9 protein-coding genes are annotated in these 20,458 nt (G+C 70.2%); 2 read left to right on the top strand and 7 right to left on the bottom strand.

Translation table 11 applies throughout. The features are described 5' to 3' along the window. Positions 1 to 79 precede the first annotated feature (79 nt). Complete coding sequence (locus ACZ407_RS29885) at positions 80 to 985, top strand: helix-turn-helix domain-containing protein (RefSeq protein ID WP_468133708.1); 906 nt, start codon at positions 80 to 82, stop codon at positions 983 to 985. After that, the gene (locus ACZ407_RS29880) at positions 982 to 1,203 is read left to right on the top strand and encodes a DUF397 domain-containing protein (protein WP_468133706.1); all 222 of its coding nucleotides are present in this window, start codon (positions 982 to 984) and stop codon (positions 1,201 to 1,203) included. Before ACZ407_RS29885 ends, ACZ407_RS29880 begins: the two co-directional genes overlap by 4 nt. A gap of 334 nt (positions 1,204 to 1,537) precedes the next feature. Here the strand turns inward: ACZ407_RS29880 and ACZ407_RS29875 are convergent, their stop codons facing one another. The 7 genes from ACZ407_RS29875 to ACZ407_RS29845 form a co-directional block, all read right to left on the bottom strand. Continuing rightward, positions 1,538 to 2,401, bottom strand: a complete 864-nt coding sequence (locus tag ACZ407_RS29875) for a phosphoadenosine phosphosulfate reductase domain-containing protein (protein WP_468133704.1) — start codon at positions 2,399 to 2,401, stop codon at positions 1,538 to 1,540. A gap of 261 nt (positions 2,402 to 2,662) precedes the next feature. Continuing rightward, the gene (locus ACZ407_RS29870; RefSeq protein ID WP_468133702.1) at positions 2,663 to 4,141 is read right to left on the bottom strand and encodes a DNA cytosine methyltransferase; all 1,479 of its coding nucleotides are present in this window, start codon (positions 4,139 to 4,141) and stop codon (positions 2,663 to 2,665) included. A gap of 473 nt (positions 4,142 to 4,614) precedes the next feature. Beyond that, complete coding sequence (locus ACZ407_RS29865) at positions 4,615 to 15,888, bottom strand: DEAD/DEAH box helicase family protein (protein ID WP_468133700.1); 11,274 nt, start codon at positions 15,886 to 15,888, stop codon at positions 4,615 to 4,617. Between the two features lie 173 nt (positions 15,889 to 16,061). After that, positions 16,062 to 16,355: a hypothetical protein gene (locus tag ACZ407_RS29860; RefSeq protein WP_468133698.1), complete on the bottom strand. Its 294-nt coding sequence runs from the start codon at positions 16,353 to 16,355 to the stop codon at positions 16,062 to 16,064. Between the two features lie 333 nt (positions 16,356 to 16,688). Then, on the bottom strand, positions 16,689 to 17,780 hold the full coding sequence (locus tag ACZ407_RS29855) for a ParB/RepB/Spo0J family partition protein (RefSeq protein ID WP_468133697.1): 1,092 nt from the start codon (positions 17,778 to 17,780) through the stop codon (positions 16,689 to 16,691). Next, the gene (locus ACZ407_RS29850; protein ID WP_468133695.1) at positions 17,777 to 18,925 is read right to left on the bottom strand and encodes a ParA family protein; all 1,149 of its coding nucleotides are present in this window, start codon (positions 18,923 to 18,925) and stop codon (positions 17,777 to 17,779) included. The genes ACZ407_RS29855 and ACZ407_RS29850 overlap by 4 nt, the downstream gene beginning before the upstream one ends. 223 nt (positions 18,926 to 19,148) lie before the next feature. Beyond that, a complete protein-coding gene (locus ACZ407_RS29845) occupies positions 19,149 to 20,438 on the bottom strand; it encodes a hypothetical protein (RefSeq protein WP_468133693.1) in 1,290 nt (429 codons plus the stop codon). Between the last annotated feature and the right edge of the window lie 20 nt (positions 20,439 to 20,458).

Below are 20,458 nucleotides of genomic sequence, written 5' to 3'. Positions count from 1 at the left end.
ACAAAGAGCACGCATTCGCCGAAACTTGGCATATGCGCGGGGTGTTGGGCGTGCTCCTGGCTGTGGGATGCTGCGCCGCATGACGCAGACACGCGCAACAGAGGCGCAACCGCGCGCCTCGCGGAGGAAGCCGCCTGCGCTTTCGGTGAAGGCGCGGCGGGCGGCGGCGATGGTGACGGCGTGGCGGGAAGCCGCAGGACTGACGCTCCGGGAAGCTGCCGAGGGCGCCGCGATCGACTTCACCCGCCTGTCTCGGCTGGAGAAGGCGAAGTACCACATGGGGGAGGGCGACGTCCTCCGGTTGGCATCCGCATACAAGATCACGGATCCTGTGGCGGTTCGGGCAGTGGCCGCCGCGGCGGAGACTCCGCCGGGATCGAGCTGGACGGCGCCCTACGCCCGGCATCTGTCCCAGTCCTTTGTTGACTTCATCGAACTTGAGGGCGACGCCGTGCGGCTTCGGCTGATGCATCCGGTGGTCGTTCCCGGCCTGCTCCAGACGCCCGGCTATGCGCGGGAGCTGATCGGCCGGTCTCAAGAGCAGCTTGCGGAGCGGGCCGAGACGCTGGTCGCGGTACGACTGGGCCGTCAGGAGGTGCTGTCCCGTGCCGGCAAAGGTGTGGAGCTTCACGCCCTGGTCCACGAGGCGGCGCTCCATGCGCATCTCGGTGACGGCGGGACGGTGATGTCCGACCAGGTGCGTCACCTGCTGGATCTGGGGAGCCGGCCGGGAATCACGGTTCAGGTTGTGCCGCTCTCGACGCACCCGGCGTACGGGTCAAACGGCGGGCTGACGCTGCTGGAGTTCGCGCACCCTTGGGCACCAATCGCATCCGTGGACTCGGCGACGGGCGGGAAGCACACCGATGACCCGCGCGAGGTCGAACTCCAGGCCGCCGGGTTCGACTTCACCTCGTCCGCCGCCCTTCCCGTGGATCAGTCCCGGGAACTTCTGGAAACCCATCTCGAAAGGCTCAAGGCATGAAGCTCAGCCCCTCCCAGCTCGCGGCCCTGCACTTTTTCAAGTCGTCATACTCGGGCAACGATCAAAGCCAGTGCGTGGGGATCGCCAGGCTCGCGCCCATCGGGTTGGACGGCGTGGCCGTGCAGGACACCAAGGTGCAGGGCGGCCCGGTAATCGTGATCTCCCCGGCCGCGTTCAAGGTGTTCGTCGGCTACACGGCAACAACCTGCCCGAGGTAGGTGCTGCACGCCGGCCGGTGTTGTCCGCTCCGGCCGGGCAGCGTGAGGGGTCGGCTGCGTGGCGGCCGTGGAACGCGGGATGGGGCACCGCTCGGCGGTGCCCCATCGGATGGCCTGGCTGCGCGCGGCACGGCGGCATCCGCTGTGCCGTGCGGGCGATGGTGCGCACCTGCGCTAGGCGGGACCTGCGACCGGCGCCCGTCGTGGTGAGCCCATTGTTTCCTTCGCACCCAGGTAGTGACTCACCGGGCGGGCCGTCGCGGCCCGCCCGCCGGTTGGGCTGGTGTTGTCTTGGATCTGCTGCGGCAGGAGCCGCAGCAGATGTCCGCTTGGGTCAGCTCCGGGCTCGCTCGATGATCTGCCTGAGGCTGATGCTCTTCTTGAACGGCTTGCCCATTTCCTTCTCGGCCTGAGCGTATTCGGCGAAAAGGCCGGGGTTGAGCTGGGCCGAGCGGATCAGGTCCTCAGTCTTCGCGAGCGGGCAGGCTCGGCAGCTGAGGCGTCGCATCCCCATGGCATAGGCCGGGTGCCGAGCGATGCCGTGGTCCTGGTGGACCTGCCATACCTCGTCGGTGGTGAGGTGGTGGATCGGGAGCCACGTCGTCACCTTCCGGAGGGTTCCTTTGCCCGTCATGCGGTGCGGCTCGATGACCGGCTTCTTCGCACGGGCGGAGGATTCCTCGGCGCGCATGCCCATGGCGTAGCCAGCACGGTAGGGGCGGCCGAGGCGCATCTCGGCACCGGTCTCGTCGGCGAAGTCGCGGCCGACTACCGTCTTCGTGTCCGACGTGCAGTATCTGGCGAAGTGACCTGGCCAGTTGCCATGCGCCCGAATCCGGTCCCAGAGGGAAGACCACCGAGTGCTCCGGCGGACCGCGAACGGTACGCCGTACTGGTCTGCGTGAGCACGGGCCGTGTCCAGTGCTCCGGGCCATTCGATGCTGTTTCCCCTCGGGGTCTGGCCGAGGTCGCAGTGGAGTACGCGGACTTTGTGGAGCTGACCGGCTTGATCGGCCTGAGTGCACACCTCGTGCACGAGGGCTCCGCTGTCTTTGCCGCCGCTGTCGCCGACGACGACGAAGTCGTGGGCGTCCCAGTCGAAGGCCGTGGTGGGAGTGGGCCGGGCCGTCGGGGCGAGTTCGGGGAAGAGGGAGAGCTGGTTGCACGAGCTTGCGCACGGCGGGGCGGAGGGATTCACGTTGTCTCCTGGGGTGCGCTTCGCGGAAGCGCGAGGGTGGCCGGTGGTTTGCCGGGTGGCAGGGGGGGCCTTCGCGGGCGCCGACACGTGCGCGCCGGAAGTCGTGTCCGGGGCCGGGTGGCGCCCGGAGGCGGTACCGAGGGGTGCGTTCGCGCGCGCGTGGGGCCCACGGGGAGCCGTCGCATCCGGCCTTCGTTTGTGGCCGGGGGATGCCCGGCCGGAGCCTGGGCTCCGGCCGGGCTGGGTTCGTGCGGTGCTCAGTTAGAGGACGGTGGCGACTCGCTCGCCGAGCCACTGGGCGACGTTGCAGCTCACGGCGTTGCCCGCCTGCTGCGTCTGCTCCGTCTTGTTGCCGCGCATGATGTAGTCGCCGGGGAAGCGCTGGGCGGCCAGCTGCTCACGCGGCTGGAGCATGCGGAAGTGGCAGTCCTCGATGCTGGGGGCCCGCTCGATGACCGCGTCGGCGGGGGTGAGGACTCCAGCTGAGTCCCGGGTGGCGAGCGTGAGCATCGGCTCGCTGGTCGGCTTGGCGGCGCCCTTGCGGTAGGGGATGACCAGTCCGTGGTGGCGGCCCGCTGCGGTGACGGTGGCGAGGGGACGTTCCACGCTGTCGACGCGGCCGTTGCGGCGCATGGTGACGACGTAGGGCATGGTCAGCAGCGCTTCGGAGTCACGGGTGGTGCAGGTCCGCATCGGCTCCGAGAGGTCGCTGGTGGTGTCGTTCCAGCTTCCGCCGGTCGGGACGAGCATGCCGTGGCGGCTGGGGACGAGCAGGCCTTCGCCGACCTTGCGGGTGCGGGAGGGAAGGGGGTTCTGCTCGGGGAGCATGGCGCGGCCGTCGTGGCCGGAGTGGTTGAGGGTGAGCAGGCTGGCGCGCTGCGGGTACTGGCGGAGGCCCTTCTCGATACGGCTGATCGTCTTGGCTGCCAGGGGCCGCTTCCTGTCCCCGATCCGGGTGCCGAGGTTGGTCCAGTCGATCGCGGCGGCGGCCGGTCGGGTGTACGGCTCGACCACGGAGTTGCGGCAGCGGGTGTTGGGACAGCGGTAGTCGTACTGGCGCGCGTACTTGCCGATGGTGCGGCCCTTGCGCCAGGCCTGGACGGCTTCGACGTCCTCGTCGCATCCGGCGCACCAGGCGAGCGGGCGGGGGCGGAGGTCCGGCATCGGGATGCCGGTCCGGGTGAAGACGATGTAGATGCGGTCACGCCACTGGGGGGCGTGGAGGTTGTCGGGGCCGCCGACGTGGGCAGACGAGATCGATACGACCTGGCTGTTGTACCCCAGGAGCTCGATGCCCTGGCGCCACCACTGGAAGAGCCTCCAGTCGGTGGCGAACTCGGTGACGTTCTCGCAGAGGATCGCCTTGTAGTAGTGGACTTCGGCGGCCCGCATGACGTCGTAGGCGGTGGCGCGGGTGCGGACGAAGGCCTCCGGGTCGGCGGGCTCGTAGTCGTCGCCGATGCCGATCTGGCCGTCCTGGACGCTGCGGCGGGTTCCTCCGGCAGGGCTGATCTCCGTGCAGATCGGGGAGGCCCAGAGGATGTCGGTGCGCGGGAGCCTGCGCATGTCGTAGTTGTTGATGTCTGCGCAGATGTGGTCGGCGTCGCGGTGGTTGGCGCTGTGGGTCTCGATGGCGATCTTGGAGTGGTTCGCGGCGAGCTTCAGCTCGAACCCAGCGGCGACGAGCCCCGTCGAGGAGCCTCCAGCGCCGCAGAAGATGTCCGTTGCAGTCAGGGACATGACAGCTCTCAATCCGTAGGGAGCGGGTTTCTGGCGGGCTGCCGGGGTGGGTACCGACCACCCTTGGCGACATGAATAATTTTACGGCAACAAGGGACATCGGGGCGGCGTTTTCGCAGCTCAAACGGGTGATTCGCGGACGCGGGCGTGGCCGGGAGGACATGACGGCAGCTCGCCGGAATGCGGGCTGAGCGGGGTGGATCCCTCGTTGGGCGGCGCTCTCGGTGGGCCCTGCGGGTGGTCGGGGGCGGCGGAGCCTGCGGAGCTGCCCCCGACCGGCCGTAGGGCATGGTGCGGAGGGCCGCCCGGCGAGGGAGCCGCCCCGCGCCCTACCCCCTTCACCCACCACCGGCCCGCACCGTCCCGGCCGCCCCGGGCCCCTCAGCAGGGTGGTCGGGGGTGTGGGGGCGGAGCCCCCGCGGCCTGAACGGTGCGACGGGCCGTCCGTGCTGGCCCGCGGCCAGCCTGTCGAATCAACGACCGTGCCGGGGTCCACGCCTGGCGTCGGCGCCGGGGCGGAGCAGGTGCGACGACTGCTCTCCCTCGGCAGCGGGCTGCCGAGGAGCAGGCGGCTTGCGGACCGTGGTCGACCTGCTGCGCGCGGCCGCCGCCTGCACCTTGCGGTCGGCGCGCGCCAGCCCTTCGCCGAGCTTGTGCAGCTGCCGGACATCGAGCCGGGCAGCGGGCGGCGCAAGGTCGGGGTGCGCGTACGTGTCGGTCGCGCGGTGCAGGCGCTCCATGGCGGCTGCCGGCTCGGGCTCCTGGCCTCGAAGCCGGTCGGCGGCGCGCTGCGCGAGTTCGGCGATCTTCTCGCAGACCCGGACGGACATCTGCTTCCACCAGGTCTGTACCCGGTCGTCTCCGAGGAGCTGCTCGAAGTGCTCCCCGGCGCTCCGCTTGATGGCCCTCCAGAGGTTCGCCGCCGCCCCGCGTACGGTCTGGATGTGCTGCCACTCGGGGAGCTGGTCGAGCGCGAGGTCGTGGCGGTCGGCCTCGGCGAGCGCTTCGGTCACGGCCTCGGCGCTGCGGACAGCCTCGGTCGGCGCTGCGTCCGGCTCTTCCCCGTTCTGCTTCTCGTCCGCTGCGGCGGGCGGTGCAGGTTCGAGGTCGGCGTCGAGCGCTTCTTGCAGGGCACGCAGGTGCTCCCTGGCTTCGGGGGCCAAGACTGCGCCGGTGAGGCCTTTGGCGCGAGCGAGATCGTCCAAGGCGTCCGCGACGCCCTGGAGGTTCTCGACCAAGTGGTTCTCTCGGTGCTCGTCGGGGCCGGCGGGGCCGCTCCACAGCGGGAGTCCCTCGCCCGGCGAGGATGCGGGTGGAACGTCCGCGGTTCCCGTCTTCGGCTCTTCGGTTCCTTCCGGCCTCGGGGTGGTCTCCGCCGCCGGGGAGGTCTCCGCTTCTTTGTCGGGATCGGATGCGTTGGCCGCGGTGGTGGCCGGGCCGGGCTGCGGTAGCGCAGTGGCGTGCATGGCTGGCTGTGCGGGGGGTTGGGGAAGGCCGGCCTCGGGGGTCAGCGGCGGCTCGACGGCGGGTGCGGGATCACGGTCGGGCTGCGCCAAGGCGTCTTGCGCCTTCTGTTCGGCGACGATGGCCTGCTGCTGGGATGCCCGTTCGGCACGTACCTCCTCGGCCGTGGCCTCCAGTCGCTGAAGCAGCCGCCGGGCCTCGACGCTGAAGTGCACCAGCGGAAAGGCCATCTGCTCGCGGAGAGCATCCGCATTGGGCAGGGTGCGGGTCCAGTCGAGCCACTCCATCGCGGCGTTCTGGGCCGTCTCCAGGTGGTCCTGAATCTCCGCCGAGCCGGCTGCGCGGCTCACGGCCATCTGCATCTCGACGAGACGTTCGGCCAGGACCCGGTGGTCACCGTACGGACTGCCGGGCCAGGAAGTCCGCGTTCCGGCTCCCGCGATGACGCCGCCGTGGTGGGCGGCGAGCGCGCGCATTTCCTCGCGCAGGATGTCGATGCGGGAGGCCTGCTCGGTGTCCCGCGCGGCTGCCGGGGGCTCACCGTAGGGGCGTCCGCTGTGCCCGGAGTTCAGGATGGCTGCCATGTGCGCGGCCTCCTGCGGGGATGCGACGGGCGTGGTGGTATCCCGCGGAAGGTCGTAGTCGGACAGGGCCGCATACCACCCCTCCTCGCTCCGGAGGATCTCGGCGATCTCCGTACGGCCGACCCGGAGGGTGCCGGACTCTGCCCGCCCGTCGACTTCGTCCAGGTGCAGTTCGTACGCGGGGTCGGTCGGCAGCCTGAAGACCCGGCTGGAGCGCTCCGGCTCCACGGCAGCCGGGGCCGGGGCCTCCACGGGCGCCTGAGCGACGGGCGCGGGCGGCAGCACGGCGGCAGCCTCGTCCTGATCCGTCACGGGTGCCTGCGCAGTGACGCCCGGGTCGGAGTCGGGTGCGAGGCCGGCGGGCTGCTCGACCGCCTCCGGCTCCGCCCCGGCCACCACCGGCTCCGGTGCCGGGGTCGCAGGTGCAAGCTCGTCCGGCGGCACATCGGTGGGTTGTGGCTGCGGGTCGGGGGTGGCTGTGGCTGGCTCGACGGGAGCGGTCGGGGCGGCGGGCTCCTCAGGTCGCGGCGTTCCGGCAGGTGCCTCGGGGGCGGGTGCTGGCGGCATGGGTTGGTCCGTCGTGCGCTCGGTCGCCTCGGGCTGATTGCCCTGTGCCGCCGTCTGGGCTGCGTGGCGCTCGGCCAGTGCAGCAGCGGCGGCGGCCTGAAGGTAGTCCTGGAGGCGACGGGTGTCGTAGAGCAGGTGGGCGGTCCGGGAGCCGACGTGCTGACGCTCGGGGGCCGCCGGATCGTCAGGCAGGGCTTCCCGCAACGCTGTTGCGGCGCCGGCGACGGCGGCGAGGTCGGCCTCCATCTTCCGCGCACCGGCGTTGTCGACGGGGGCGTTCCCCATCTCGGCGAGGCGGCCGATCAGGTCCCGGACCTGGGGGTGGCGGCCGTAGTCCGTCGGCCAGGCCCGCGCCGCGGCGTTGATGATCTGCTCGCGGTGCTTGACCGCGGCGTTGCGTAGAGCGGTCCGTACCGCGTCTGCTCGGGCCCGGACTCCGGTCTGGGTGTCCGGGATGGGGGCACCGTACGGGGTGCCGGTCAGCGCGGAGTAGTAGATGGCCGCCTCGTCAGCGGCTTGTGCCGGGCTGCCGGTGAGGGAGGTGACGTCGCTGGGTAGGCCCTCGGTCTGGAGCCGGGCGAACCAGCCGCCTCCGGCGCTGGGCCGTACCGCAGCCACGACACTGTCATGGTGAAGGAGTTCGCCGGAGTCCGCCGGCTGGCCGTCCCATCCGTACAGGTGCAGGGCGTACGCCGGATCGGCGAGCACGGTGCGCTCGGTGTACCGCTCGGGCTCCGGCGGGTCCTCGAACTCCGGGGCCTCAAGGTCGGCGTCCGGCATCACGGTCATCTCGTACTCCTCCACATCGGCCCCGGAGACAGCCTCGTTCTCGGGATCGAGTTGCTCGACTTCGCCCGGACCGGACTCTGGTTCGGCGGGCGACGGGGCCTCATCGGCGGCCGGCAGGGGCAGGGTCTGTGCCTGGGCAGACGGGACGTCCGGCCTCGTGGTCCCCTCCGGGCCCGCAGCCGGTGGGGTGGCTGGCTCTCCTTCGGTGTCCGGTTCGGCCGGTGGCGGGCCAGCGGTCATGTGGGCGCGCTCGGCGTCGGTGTACTCCGGCCACGGTGTGGTCCCGAGCCATTCGGCGACGTGTGGGTGGGGTTCGCCGGGGTGGGAGTCGGCCCAGATGATGGCGGATTCGTGCGGTCGGCCGAAGGCGCGGCCGACCAGGCGGTTGTCCTGATCGACGATGGCGACGGACAAGGTTGCGGTCGGGTGGGTACGTGCGAGCTCGGGGAGCAGGGCGCCGGCGGTGTACGCGCGGCCCTCGTAGGTGAACTTCCACCAGCCGTCCGCGAGGTCTTCGGTGGTCACGGGGGGCATGTCGGCCTCGGCCACGACTTCGGCGGTGGGTAGGGCGTGGCCGCTGACGGTGTGCAGGACGGCGCCGTCGTCCGAAACGCTTTCCACCACGTAGCGCATGGCATCGTGGAAGACGCGGTCCTGCGGCGAGAAGACCGCCGGCTCTTCTCCCTCGGCTGCGCGGTCGGCGGGCTGCCCTGGAGCGGGCCCGGGTTCCGGTGCGAGGTTCTGGGCGGGGGCGGGTTCGGCCCCGGGCGGGGCGCTCTCGCCGGTGCCTTCGGTCAGTCCGGGCAGCTCCGTCTGTTCCTGCGTCTGCACGACTACCTCCTCGGTCGCGGTGCCCGTCTCGTTCTCCTGGGTCCGCTCTTCGGAATCGCTGGGCCGGTCCTGCTCGGCATCCGGCGTCTGCGGGCTCTGGGTGGGTGCCGACTCGTCGGGACGCGGCTTCTTCCGGGCAGCCTTTCCCGTTGGCTGGGGTGGGAGTTCGGGACGGGGCGGCCGCGGTGCGTAAGGGGCGGCGTACGGGTCCGGCTCACCGATCGGCGGGATGGTCGCGCCGCGGCGCCCGGTCTCGTACTCCTCGTAGTGCAGCCTGTCGGCGGCGTTGAGGAGCACCTTGCGGCTGCGGCGGCCGATCCCGGTGCTGGTGTCGCATGCCTCGGCGGCGGCTTCAGCGGCCTGCCGCAGAGCCTGCATCTGGGCCACGCTCATCACGTACCGGCGATGGTCGCCCACCCACGGTGGAGTAGGTAGCTCAGTCCCGTCGGGGTACGTGCCCTCCAGGGGCAGCGTGCGCAGGAGGGCGACCTGCGCGGTGGTCAGCCGGATCTCGCGTACCGCGTACGGCGGTGTGATGACGCCGGTGTGCCCCGTCTGGGAGCTGGGCTTCCTGTCGGTGTCCACCATGCCGGCGGCGCGGATTGCGGGCACGCCTGCCTTGGCCGGGAGGTTTTCGTGGAATGGCATGCCGTCCGGCGGTCCGCCGCGGGCGTCCTGGCCCCACCAGTACCGCTTTCCGTCGTCGCCGATCCGTGCCCGGACCCAGCCGACCACTTCGCCGGGCTCGTGGACGTTGTTGTCCCAGTCCACGGTCATGCCCTCGACGATGGTGCCGTGGCCCGCTTCGACGTCCAGGTCGCGCAGCCGTCGGCGGGGCGGGTGGCGCAGCGGGATGCCGCCGGGCGTCGCGGCCTTTTCGATGTCGGCGGCGTTTGCCCTGCGCTTGGTGATCTCGGTGGTGTTCAGGAAGGGAACGTCGGGCTGGTCGGCGCGGTGGAGTTGTGCTGTGTGCCAGACCCGGGTTCCGGCGTTCTCCGTGGAGACCAGGGCCAGGTCTCCGTACAGGGTGACGATCTCCCCAGGGCCGTCGGGGGTGATGACACGGAGCCCTTCTTCCGCCTCGGTCTCGTTGTCTTGCCCGGCCGGCGGTGGTGCTGCGGTGTCCGGCGCATCCGGGCCGCTGTCCGTAGCAGGTGCGTGCTCGGAGGCAGGCCCTGCTGGCGGGGCCGGGTCCGCGCTGTTGGCGGAGCCTGGTGTGGTGGGCTGCTTGTCGGGCGCGGGATCCTGGCTCGCGGTGTCCGCAGGCGTTTCGGGTGCCGCTGAGGGTTCGGTCTCCTGGTGCGCCGGCTCCATGGTGTAGCCGGTGCCCGCAGTGTCGAGTGTCATCGCCGCCATGTCCTGGGCGATGACGGGGTCATCGTCTTCCCCGGCCCTCAACCGGGACTTCTGCGGCTTGGGGGGAGCCGCATCGCGTTCGGCCAGTCGGTGGGCGTGGTGGATTGCGGGACTGTAGGTCAGCCCGTGGGCACGGTCGTGCTCGGCCCTTGCCTCGGCGAGGGCGCGGTCGAGTTTGTGCCCGCTGGCGGACCGCCACCCGCGGGCGGGCGGCCACCCGAGGGCGGTGCCGTCGCTCGCGCGGAGAGCGGTGTCGAGGCCGGCGGCGAGGTCCTCGGCGGCCTGGCGGCTCTCGACTTCGGCGACGGCGTAGTCGCCGACCTTGAGCTGCTGTCCGGTGGCCGCGGGAACGACTTCCCAGTGCAGGGGTCCGGCCTGGGGCCTCTCGATCAGGGCGTACCCGGGGGTGAGGGACAGGTGGATGCGTTCTCCGCTGTTGCCCTCGGCTGCGGCCTTGGCGTGCCAGGTGCGGGAGGTCAGCCAGGCCTGGCGGAGGCGTTCCAGGTCCGGGTCGACGGCCTGTTGTTCGGTGCTGTCCTTGGCGGTGTCGGGCGGGGTTTCTGCGGGCTCCGTGGCCGTGGGCTCGGGCTCCTCGTTCCGGTACCGGTCGTGCAGGTTCTGCGCGACGAGCGCGAGGAGCTCGGCGCGCTGGGCGGCGGCGTCCTTGTGGAAGTAGGCGCGGACCCAGGCCGGCCAGGCCTCGGTGGGGTGGGCGGCGACGCTGGAGGCGATCCAGTCGTCGGCCCAGGTGCGAAGGGGGACGGTGAAGCCGGCCAGATCGTTTGCGCGCGCCCAGTCGGTGATGCGGGGAAGGCTCTGCGCTGCCTGGGTGAGTGTGTCGGCCGCGGTCTGCCACAGCTCCCGCTCGACGTCGGCTGGCTGTTCGTCGGCTGCGTCGGCAGGGGCCTCGTGCGGCGGGTTGGGCTCGTCGGAGTCCTCGCTGGGTGCCGTTGATGCGTCGGCCGAGGGCGCCGGATCCGGGTCGGTCGGCTGGGGGGTGTCGCTGTCCGGCGCCGTGGAGGTGCCGTCTGCACCGGGGGGCCGCTGCGGAACGACGGGCGTTGTCAGCTGGGCTGTGGGGGCCGGCGGCCGGTCAGTGGCTGCCGGGCCTGGGGATGCGGGCTTGGAGTCTGGGAGGTTCTCCGGGGATCCTGAGGTCGGGTTCTGCCGTGGCGTCGGGGTGGTCGTCGTAGCTGTTGCGGCGGCGGTGGCGCTTGCCGCCTGCTGGATGAGGTGTTCGTCGGCGATGAGTGCCCGTAGCCGGTCTGCCTCTTCCCTGAGTTCGGCGATCTTCTCGGCGTCGCTCTCGTCGGTGTTGGCTCCGGCCTCCTCCTCCAGGTTGGCCTTCTTCTCGTTGACGATGACGAGCTTGCTGAGGAGCTTCTCCTCCGTCTCCTTGGAGCGGGCGACGATCCGGTACGGGTTCTCGTCGTAGGAGCGGAAGTTCGCGGCAGCGTCGGCGCGGTGCCCCTGCTGGAGGTGGATCTCGCGTTCCAGCTTCTCGGCGTCGTCCGGCAGCTTGGTGAGGAAGTTCTCCAGGGAGACGATCGCGCCGCGGCCGTTGGACTCGGTGACGGCGGAGCACTGCCATTGCGCACGGTCGTCGCGGTGTCCGACGGGTACGACGTGGCCCCACCCGAAGCGGAGCTTGAGCTGCCGGCGGCCTCCGGCGTCGTAGGAGATCTCGCCGTGGAAGTCCTGTCCGCCGAGGCTGCCGATGGGGACACGCTGGCCCGGGGAGAGGCTGTGATCCCGGGCGAGGGCAACCATGCGGGCGCCGAGGGTCGCCGCGGCGGCGTCACGGCTGCGCAGGGTGCGCCCGTCGATGGTGATGGCGAAGGCATCCCCGGCGGTGGGGCGGCGGTGCGGCATGGCCGCACGCATCCCTTCCAGGCAGGGGGCGGCGCGCTGGAGGTAGTCGTCCAGGTCCTTGGCGAGCTGGAGCCGTCCGTCCTGCTGCCGGTCCCAGGCGCGGGCCAGGCCCTGCATGCGGGCTCGTTCGGCGGTGGCCTCGGCGAGCTGGAGGATCGCGGGGTCGCCGGAGGCGAGCGCGCTGAGCATCCCGAGGTTGAGGGCCTCCTCGCCGATGTCCTCGATCTCGCGGAGCTTGAAGCCGCGGCGCTGGATCTGGGAGATGAAGCGGGCCTTGCGCGCCAGGGCGTTGAGACGGAACTCGTCGAACGAGCCGCTGGTGACGTAGTAGAAGATCCGGACGTGGTCGGGGGTGTCCGGGATGCTGGGGTCGTTGAGGTTGCCCTGCCGCTCGATGCGGCCGTCGCGCTGGGCCATGTCGGCGGGCCGCCAGGGGTAGGACAAGTGGTGCAAGGCGACCGACCTGTCCTGGATGTTCGTGCCGGTGCCCATCTTCTCGGTGCTGCCGATCAGGACAGCGACCCGGCCGGCCCGGCAGTCGGCGAAGAGCCGCTCCTTCTTCTTGTCGGTGCTGGCCTCGTGGATGAAGCGGATCTTCTCGCGGGGCATGCCCGCGGCGACGAGGTGCTCGCGCAGGGAGCCGTAGAGGTCGATCGGGTGCTCGGCGCTGGAGCCGGGAGTGCCCTCGTCGCAGAAGATGAGCTGGAGGCCACCGGGCACCGGCTGCGGCGTGGGGTCGGTCTTGGAGGTGGGGTAGACGACGTCCCGGGTCTGCTCCCAGACCTGCACGATCTGCTCGGCGGCGTACTCCAGCTTGCTGCCTTCGCCTTCCTCTCCGCCCACCAGGCGCATGTCGAGGCTGGCCCTGAGGCCCAGCCCGAGGGCTTTGAGGACGCCGCCGGGCTTGCGGACCCACTCCTGCTTGGGGAGCTCCTTGATGAACTGGCGCTGGGAGCCGGTGACGGCGAAGTGGATGGCCTCGCCGCGCTGGCCGTCCGGTCCGGCGAGCACCGGCGGCACCGGGAGGTTCAGGTCTTCGGCCATCTGCACGTCCGCGAAGGCGCGGTAGACGCTCATCAACTCCGGAACGTTGAAGAAGCGGGCGAAGCGTGCCTTGTACTTGTAGCCGTCGCCCTTGGCATCCGGCTCCAGGGAGGAGACGACCTCCCCGAAGGTCGCCGCCCAGCTGTCGAAGTTCTCCAGGCCCATCCGCGCCAAGAGGTCGGGGGCCAGGTAGCGCTTGAGGACGTAGGCCTCGGTCACGCTGTTCGCGATGGGCGTGCCGGTGGCCAGCGTGCCGACCCTGTTGTGGCCGTTGGTATCGCGCAGGTAGCCCAGCAGCATGTGCAGCTTGGTCGCCTTGCCGGACCCCTGGATGCCGGCGCCGGGGATCGCCGAGATCGTCCGAAGGTTCTTGTACTGGTGCGCCTCGTCGATCATCACGTAGTCGACGCCGGTGTCCTCCAGGCACATGCCGCCGTACTTCGACGACTCGTCGATCTGCTTCTGGAGGCGGGCCTCGGCATTGGCCAGGTTGGTTTCGATGTCCTGGATCGTCTTGTTGCTCATGCCCGCCGCGGCCGCGGCGTCGAGCTGCTCGCGCAGGCTCGCCATCTCGCGGTCGAGGTAGGCCTGCATGGTGTCGGGGCGAAGAGGTGCGATGTTGAAGGCGTCGTGGGTGAGGATCACGGCATCCCAGTCGCCGCCCGCGATCCGGGCCAAAAACTTGGCCCGGCGCTTGTGGTTCAGGTCGCTCGCGCTGATCGCCAGGAGCTTGACCCGTTCGCGGTCGGGATAGATCTCGCGGAACTCGCGGGTGACCTGCTTCAGCATGTGGTTGGGGACCACCAGCATCGGCTTCCTCGCCAAGCCGGTACGGCGCAGCTCCATGGCGCCGGCCACCATCGTCGCCGTCTTGCCCGCGCCGACCACATGGGCCAGCAGGGCGGTGGGCTCCGAGAGGATCCTGCGCACCGCCGCGTTCTGGTGCTTGCGCAGACGGCGCTGCCACGTGGTGCTCATGCCGGGCAGCGTGAGCGGGCTGTCGTCGTACTCGGGGAGCACCAGGCTGTTGAAGGTGCGGTTGTAGATGTCCGCGAGGCGCTCAGCCCTGTCCGGGTCGGCCCAGATCCAGTCGTCGAAGGCCTGGACGATCAGCCGGGCCTTCTCCCGGGCGGCGTCCGTGGCCACCTGGTTTACGTGGATCTTCCCGTCGTCGTCCTTGTAGGTGACCTGGATGGTGGAGTCGGCCTGGCGCAGGATCGCGAGCATCAGCTCCTGCGCGCTGCGCTCGGTGGTCCCCCACTCGGAGCGGGCCAGGTCACCCACGTGTGCTCCGGTGACCTCCCAGGTCGTTCCACCGGCGTGCCGTACCTGTGCTTCCTCGAAGCCGAGGTGGCGCATGAAGTCGGTGTAGTCCTGGACCGGGATCCAGGGGGCTCCGCACTTCGCCTTGATCTCTGCGGGTGTCAGGTCCTCGGGCTGGATCTGCTGGAGCGCGGCGACGTTGCCGATGTAGGAGGGGTCGTCGGCGGCGGCTTGGCGGGCCTGCTCCAGCTTCTCGCGGACGTTGCCGGACAGGTAGCGGTGCCGGGGCTCCCAGAAGCCGGCTTGTGCGGGGTCGCGGAACGCGAGGTGGCTGATCCGGACGGCGGCTTCGTCTTCGGTGACGCCCAGGAGGTTCGCCACGCGGAGCATGTCGAGCCGGCCGCCGTCCCACTCCAGCGCGAGAGCGACCGCGTCCTCCGGGGTCTCGGCTGTCGTGGGCAGCGCCCGCGGCTCCAGGACCCGCGTGTGGAGGACCGCCTGCTCGACGGCGGTGTTGGTGCGCTCATCCCACTCCTCCAGGCCGAACAGCACATCGGCGTCGGGATCGTCGTCGGCGAGCCCGTAGGCGGTGCGGGCCTTCCACTCGTCCGGGACCTTCGCCAGGCCGAGGCGGGCTGCGCGCTCCTTGGCCTCCTTCGGCGTGAAGATGCGGTTCTGACCCGGCTTGGCCAGCGGCGGGCTCTTCTTGCGGTAGGCACGGTAGGCCTCGCGCAGACCGGTCCGCAGCTCGGCGAGTTCCGGTGTCTCCCCCGGTTCGGCAGAGTCGCCCTCCGCCTTGTAGAGGGCGAGGGCGCGGGCCTTGATGCCGATGAGCTGGACCAGGCGATCGCGCTGCTCGGGGTGGACGTCCAGGGGGACGATCCGCCCGTCCTCCACGATCGTGGGGTTGCCGGACTCGTCCAGACCGAGGGCGCCTTCGGCGAGTGCCTGCGTCAGCGTCACCGGGACCGCGTCGGCAGCCGCTCGGGCCGTGGAGGAAGTCGCCGCCAGGCCCGCGGTACGCGCTTCCGCCGCGATCGACTCAGCAGCTTCGGCCAGGCCGGCGGCGGCGTCACGCTCGCCTGCGACGGTCGGCTCCGGCCCGTACTTGCCCAGGCGTGCCCGCAGCTCCCCGACAACGCGGTCGGGGTGGTCCAGGAAGTACGAGTTGACCCGCACCGGCTCCTCGTGGCCGTCGAGGACCAGCTCGCGGGTGCCCAGCCAGCCGTCCGGGCCCTTCTCCTCTCCCGGCATCCGGCGCCGCAGGAAGAGGACGTCGGTGACCACGTCCGTGCCGGCCGCGTCGCGATGGGCCCCCGCCGGGAGACGGACAGCCCCCACGAGATCGCCGAGTTCGTAGAGCCGCTCGCGGGGCGCGGTGTCCTTGCCGTCGAGGGTGAAGCGGCTGGTGATCAGAGTGACGATCCCGCCGGGTCGCGTGGCCACGAGGGACTTGAGGACGAAGTGATCGTGGATCGACAGCGCCAGATCGGCGTTGTGGACCTTGTCGTACCTGCTGTACCGGCCGTAGGGGATGTTCCCGACCACGGCGTCGAAAGCGCCGTCGGCCAGGACCACGTCCTCGAACGGGGCCGTGATGATGTCGGCGTCCGGGTAGAGGTGCCGCGACAGCGCTGCGGTGTTGCCCTCGACCTCCACGCCCGTCATGCGCACCGGCACCGCGGTGTCAGTGGGGGCCAGGCCGATGAAGTTGCCGCTGCCCGAGCCAGGCTCCAGCACCCGGCCGCCGTCGAACCCCAGCCGGCGGACTCCGGCCCACACCGCTGCGACCAGCCCGGCATCGGTGTAGTGAGCATTCAGCAGGTTCCGGCGGGCATCCGCCCACTCCTCATCGGACAGCAGCTCGCGCACCTGTGTACGTACGGGATCGAGCGCCAGCCACCCGACGACGGTCCGGCGGGCCTCCGCGTCCGTTGCGTCCGCGGCCGGCGGGCGCGGGGCAAATACCTGCTTCAAAGCGCCCCACCCCGACCAGCGGGCAAGCGCACCCTGCTCCTCCGGAGTCGCCGCGCGCCCTTCCTCTTCGAGCGTGCGCAGCAGTTTCAGCGCCTCGACGTTGGCGTACGCCCGGTCCCCCAGACGGGGCGGCGCCAGGTCCTGCTGGCCTGCCGGACGAAACCGTGCCGCCGCTACATCTCCCGGTGCTCCGTCCCCTGCTCCTTGGGCAGGAACACCTCCTGGTCGTACACCATCTCCTGCGCCTGCTTCCGCACCGCCCGCCGGACCCCGCTCCGCTCCCCCACCGGGACCTCCAGGAGCAGCTCCTCGGCCAGTTCCCCGATCCGCTCCCCCAGCCGCAGATCCAGGCGTACGAAGAACGCCTGCTGCTCTTCGGGGCTCCCCAGTTCCTCCAGGGCCTGCGGCCGGTACGTCTGCCAGTACTCCCGTGCCAGCCGGCCGTGCCTGCTCAACTGCGGCGTCATCTCGGTTCCCCTCTTCGTCGGTACGGAGCGGCCGTTCTACAGCCTCGTTGGTCACTGGTCCTCCCCGACGGCAGTCCGATCAACGTGCACGCCGCCGCCACGTTGACGGGTGGGCGGACGTGATCAATGCGTATCGAGGCAGCCCTCTGGAAGGACACGGGATGCTGATCGTTTTCCCCAGACAGGCGGAGCACCGTCACCGCTGTGGGTGACCACCACTGCAGGCCGCTTCATCTTTACCTGGTAAAGGTGGGACGCGGAGCCAGCAGGAGACAACGAAGGCCTTGGTCATCTTTACCGGGTAAAGATGACCAAGGCCTTTTGTGGGATCGGCTAGCTCCGGCTGGGGAGGGCAAGGAGTCGATCCAGGACTGAACTGCGCTGCTCGTCGTCCAGGCTCTCGAAGAGCCGCTCCAGGAGAACGAGGCGCTGGTCCTTATCGCCCATCTTCTCGAAGAGAAGATCGGCCAGTTCGTTGCCGTCGTGCCACGGCACTCTGGGGATCTTTCTAATGTCGACCAGGATGGGCTCGCCCGGAAGGGGGGTCTCCTCGACGGCTGTCGAGGTCGGGGTGCCGCCAGCGTCGGAACCCTGCGCCGGGCCGGAGTCATGAGCCCCCCGATCTTGGCTCGGGACGGGCGTCTGTACGGCCGGGGTGGGCGCCTTGGTCTCCTCCGCAGCCGCAGCGGCTGCCCGACCACGCGGTTTGCGCGGCTCCTTGGCAGCCTTCATGGCCTGCTCTGCTTCAGCGTGCTGCGCTTCGGCAGGAAGTCGGCCAATCCGGCGCCCTTCTCGCACCTTCAGCTCGCCGGACTCGACCTTCTCCTGAAGGTCATCGGCGAGGTTGAGGAGTGCAAGCCGCTGGGATACCCAGCCTTCCGTCTTACCCAGCCGTTTGGCCACCGTGCCCTGGCTTCCGTGCACAGCAACCAGCTCTTGAATCGCCTTCGCCTGCTCGACCGGTGGCACGTCGACGCGGTGCACGTTCGCGATCAGGGCTGATTCCAAGAGGTCAGCAGCACTGGCCGCCAAGGCGTCATTGACGTCGATGCGGAGCTCGGCGAGGCCCGCCTCACGGGCAGCGGCAAGGCGTCGGTTTCCGTCGATGACGACGTACTCGGCCTGCCCGATCTCCTCGGCCTGGTCTCCGTGCACGGCCAGGAAGGCGGCCTTCCGTACGACAGCAATCGGCTGAAGCTGCCCTCGCTCACGCAGGGAGGCTGCGGTCTCACCGATCTCGGTGAGTTCGTGGCGCGGGTTGAAGGGGTTGTGCGCCAGTTCGGCGAGGGCCACGGCCGCCGGCGGTCGCCTACCTTCACCGGCCATGATCTGGCTGCGGGTCCGGATGTTGCGGCGCTTGGGCTCCGCGTCCTGTCCTTCGTCATCGACGCTGAATCCGCGGGTGACGCGGGATGCGGGAGTCATACGGCCAGTTCCTTCGCCAGGTCGCGCATCGCCTGGGCGTGCTCGCTGTCAGGTGCGTACTCAAAGAGGGGGATCTCCCCGTCCGATGCTTCTCGGCCTTCCTTCAGGTCACCGATGACCGCAAGGACCGAGGGGGAGGAGCTCTTCTCCCACTGCTTCTTGTTCTCCTTCACCAGCTTGCCCCTGCGGCTGTCGTAGGCGTTGACGACCAGACCGAGGTAGTCGACCTGGATGCGGCCCTTCTTGCAGAGGTCGTCCATCTGGCGCTTGAGGAGCCGGAAGGCTCGGTGGGAGGCCTTGTTCGCCCAGACGGGGGTGATGACTCCGGAGCGGTCTGCGAGTTCCCCCTCCCTGCGGCGGACGTAGTAGAGGGCCGTGTCCATGTTCAGGCCGAGGCTGGGCGGGCCGTCGATGATGATGATGTCGTAATCGGCCTCAAGCGGTTCGAGGGCGCGCTCCAGGGCGGCTTCGCTGAAGGACACCTTCGAGAGGGCGACGTCACGCAGGAAGGCGTCGTCGGACGCAGGCAGCAGGTGGAGGCGTCCACCGAACCGCTCCTGGTCCAGAGCCACGAGGAGCTCGTGGATGTCTCCCTTGGCAGTGCCGTCCATGTGCATGAGCAGGGTCTCGACGTCGTCCTCGTACATGAGGTCTTCGAAGCCCAGCTCGGCTGTCAGGTGGCCTTGGGGGTCGTAGTCGACCAAGAGGACACGCTTACCGTCCTCCGCGAGTGCCTGCGCGACGCCGGACGAGATGAAGGTCTTTCCCACCCCGCCCTTCTGGTTCGCGACTATCACCCGCGTTACCGGCTGAGCGTGGAGTGGAGCAGAAGGCGACGGGTGGTTTTCCAACCACAGGGTCAGGGCCTGGGCGAGTCCCTGCACGTAGGTGACGCCTCGTGATGAGCAAATCTCCTTGAACTCCTCAGGCTCGCCTGCCGACAGGAAGGTGCCCCAGGTCTTGGCGCCGGTCGTGTCGACCTCTGGGACCTCGAGGGCTTGATACCAGGACTTGATCGCGTGCTCGGTGGCGTCCTGGATGTCCATGCCGTGCTCGAAGGCACGGATCTTCAGCAGTCTGCGCAACTGGGGGGTGAGCGAGGTGATTAGTTTCTCTCGCCCGCCTCCTTGGGTGGGGATGACCATGAGACCGAACATTACTAGGTTCACGGCTGGCGTGGACCTGCGACATCAGTCTGAATAACGGCAAATCGAGCGCCAACTCACAGGTATTCACCTTTACCAGGTAAAGATGAGCCCTCGGTTCTGCGGTCGCCGTCGACTGCGTCCGGCAGTCGCGGCGATGGCCAGTCCGGCAGGTGCCGGGCTGGCCATCGCCGGTGGCGCCGGCCAGTTCAAGCTGAGGGGGTCAGGGCCGGGGCCCGGCCTCTTCTTCGTCCTCGTCTTCCGCCGTGCCGTCGTCGCGGGCGTGGGTGGGTTCGGGCTCGTCGCCGTCGGCCGCGCTGGCGGCGTCGCGGGGGAGCTCGCGCCAGGTGACGCGGATGCGCTCCTCAGCGGCCATGAACCCCGCCTCGCGGAAGGCGCGGACGGCCGCTCGGTAGGACAGCGGGGGGTCCTCGCGGTAACACAGGTGGCGCAGCACGACGAGGAGCTGCGCGTCGGACAGCCGCTCGCCGGTGCGCGGGACCGGCACACCCGCCACGGCCGCAACCTGTTCCAGCGTCATGGCCGTGGCGGGTGAGCGTGACGGCTCCGCCATCGCGACGGGCGTATCCGTGACGGAGCCGGTGGCCGTGACGGAATCCGTCACGGGCTGCTCGCCGCGCCCCGTGACACCGTCACGGGAAGCGCCGGGCACCGTGACGGCGGACCGTGACGGATCAGACCCTCCAGGGCTGCTGACCTGCGTGCCAGCAGTCGTCACGGTTCCCGCCCCGACCGTGACGGGCTCGTGACGCGTCACGGTCTCCGGCACGGCAGGCGTGACGGAACTGCCCTGTCCCGACACGGGGGCGAGTGCCGGTGTGACGGATGTGGGCAGGGCGGGCGTGACGGCTGTGGTGGTGAACATGCCCGCAAGGGCATAGTTGGCGCCGTCCGTCAGCCGGTCTCGCTGGATGAGCACCAGGTCGGCGCCGAGCTCGTCGTCGCCGACTCCGACCTTGCGGGCCAGTCGCCAGGACGCCAGTTCCGCCAGCCTGCGGGATCGCTTCCAGGGGTGGTTCGCCGCCCGGGCCCGCAGAACCGCCATGCGCCGCATCGTGATGGCGTTGCGGCGCCGGGCGTCCATGTCGACGCCGGTTGTGTAGATCACGATCCGGCGGGCGAGGAGGCCGATGCCCTCCGCCGACGCGCACATCGCCATCGGGGTGATGGCGTAGACGACGGCCTCCTTCGTTCCGTCCGCGACGACCACCCCAGTGCCGGAGGCGGCGGCGGGCAGCAGCCACAGTCCGAGCCGCACGACCGTGGGCGAGGACTGGCTGAGCAGGGTCAGGCCGACCATGACGAGTGCCAGGACGAGGGTGGCGCCTTCACCCGCGGCCACGACGCCCAGGGCGGTGGCGTCCTGGGGGAACTGCGTCTTCATGTTGGTGAACGTGCCGCAGCCTCCGAGGCCGCCGACCGCCAGCATCGGCAGTGCGGCGGCCCCCAGGATGATCCCCTGGCTGCGGGTGAGGGACTTCTCGTGCTGCATGCTCCGGCTCCTTGGGCTGT

It is taken from the genome of Streptomyces sp. NPDC030809 (genome assembly GCF_055572195.1).
Note: the sequence above shows the minus strand (reverse complement) of the source record. Positions and strands in the feature narration are given on the sequence as shown.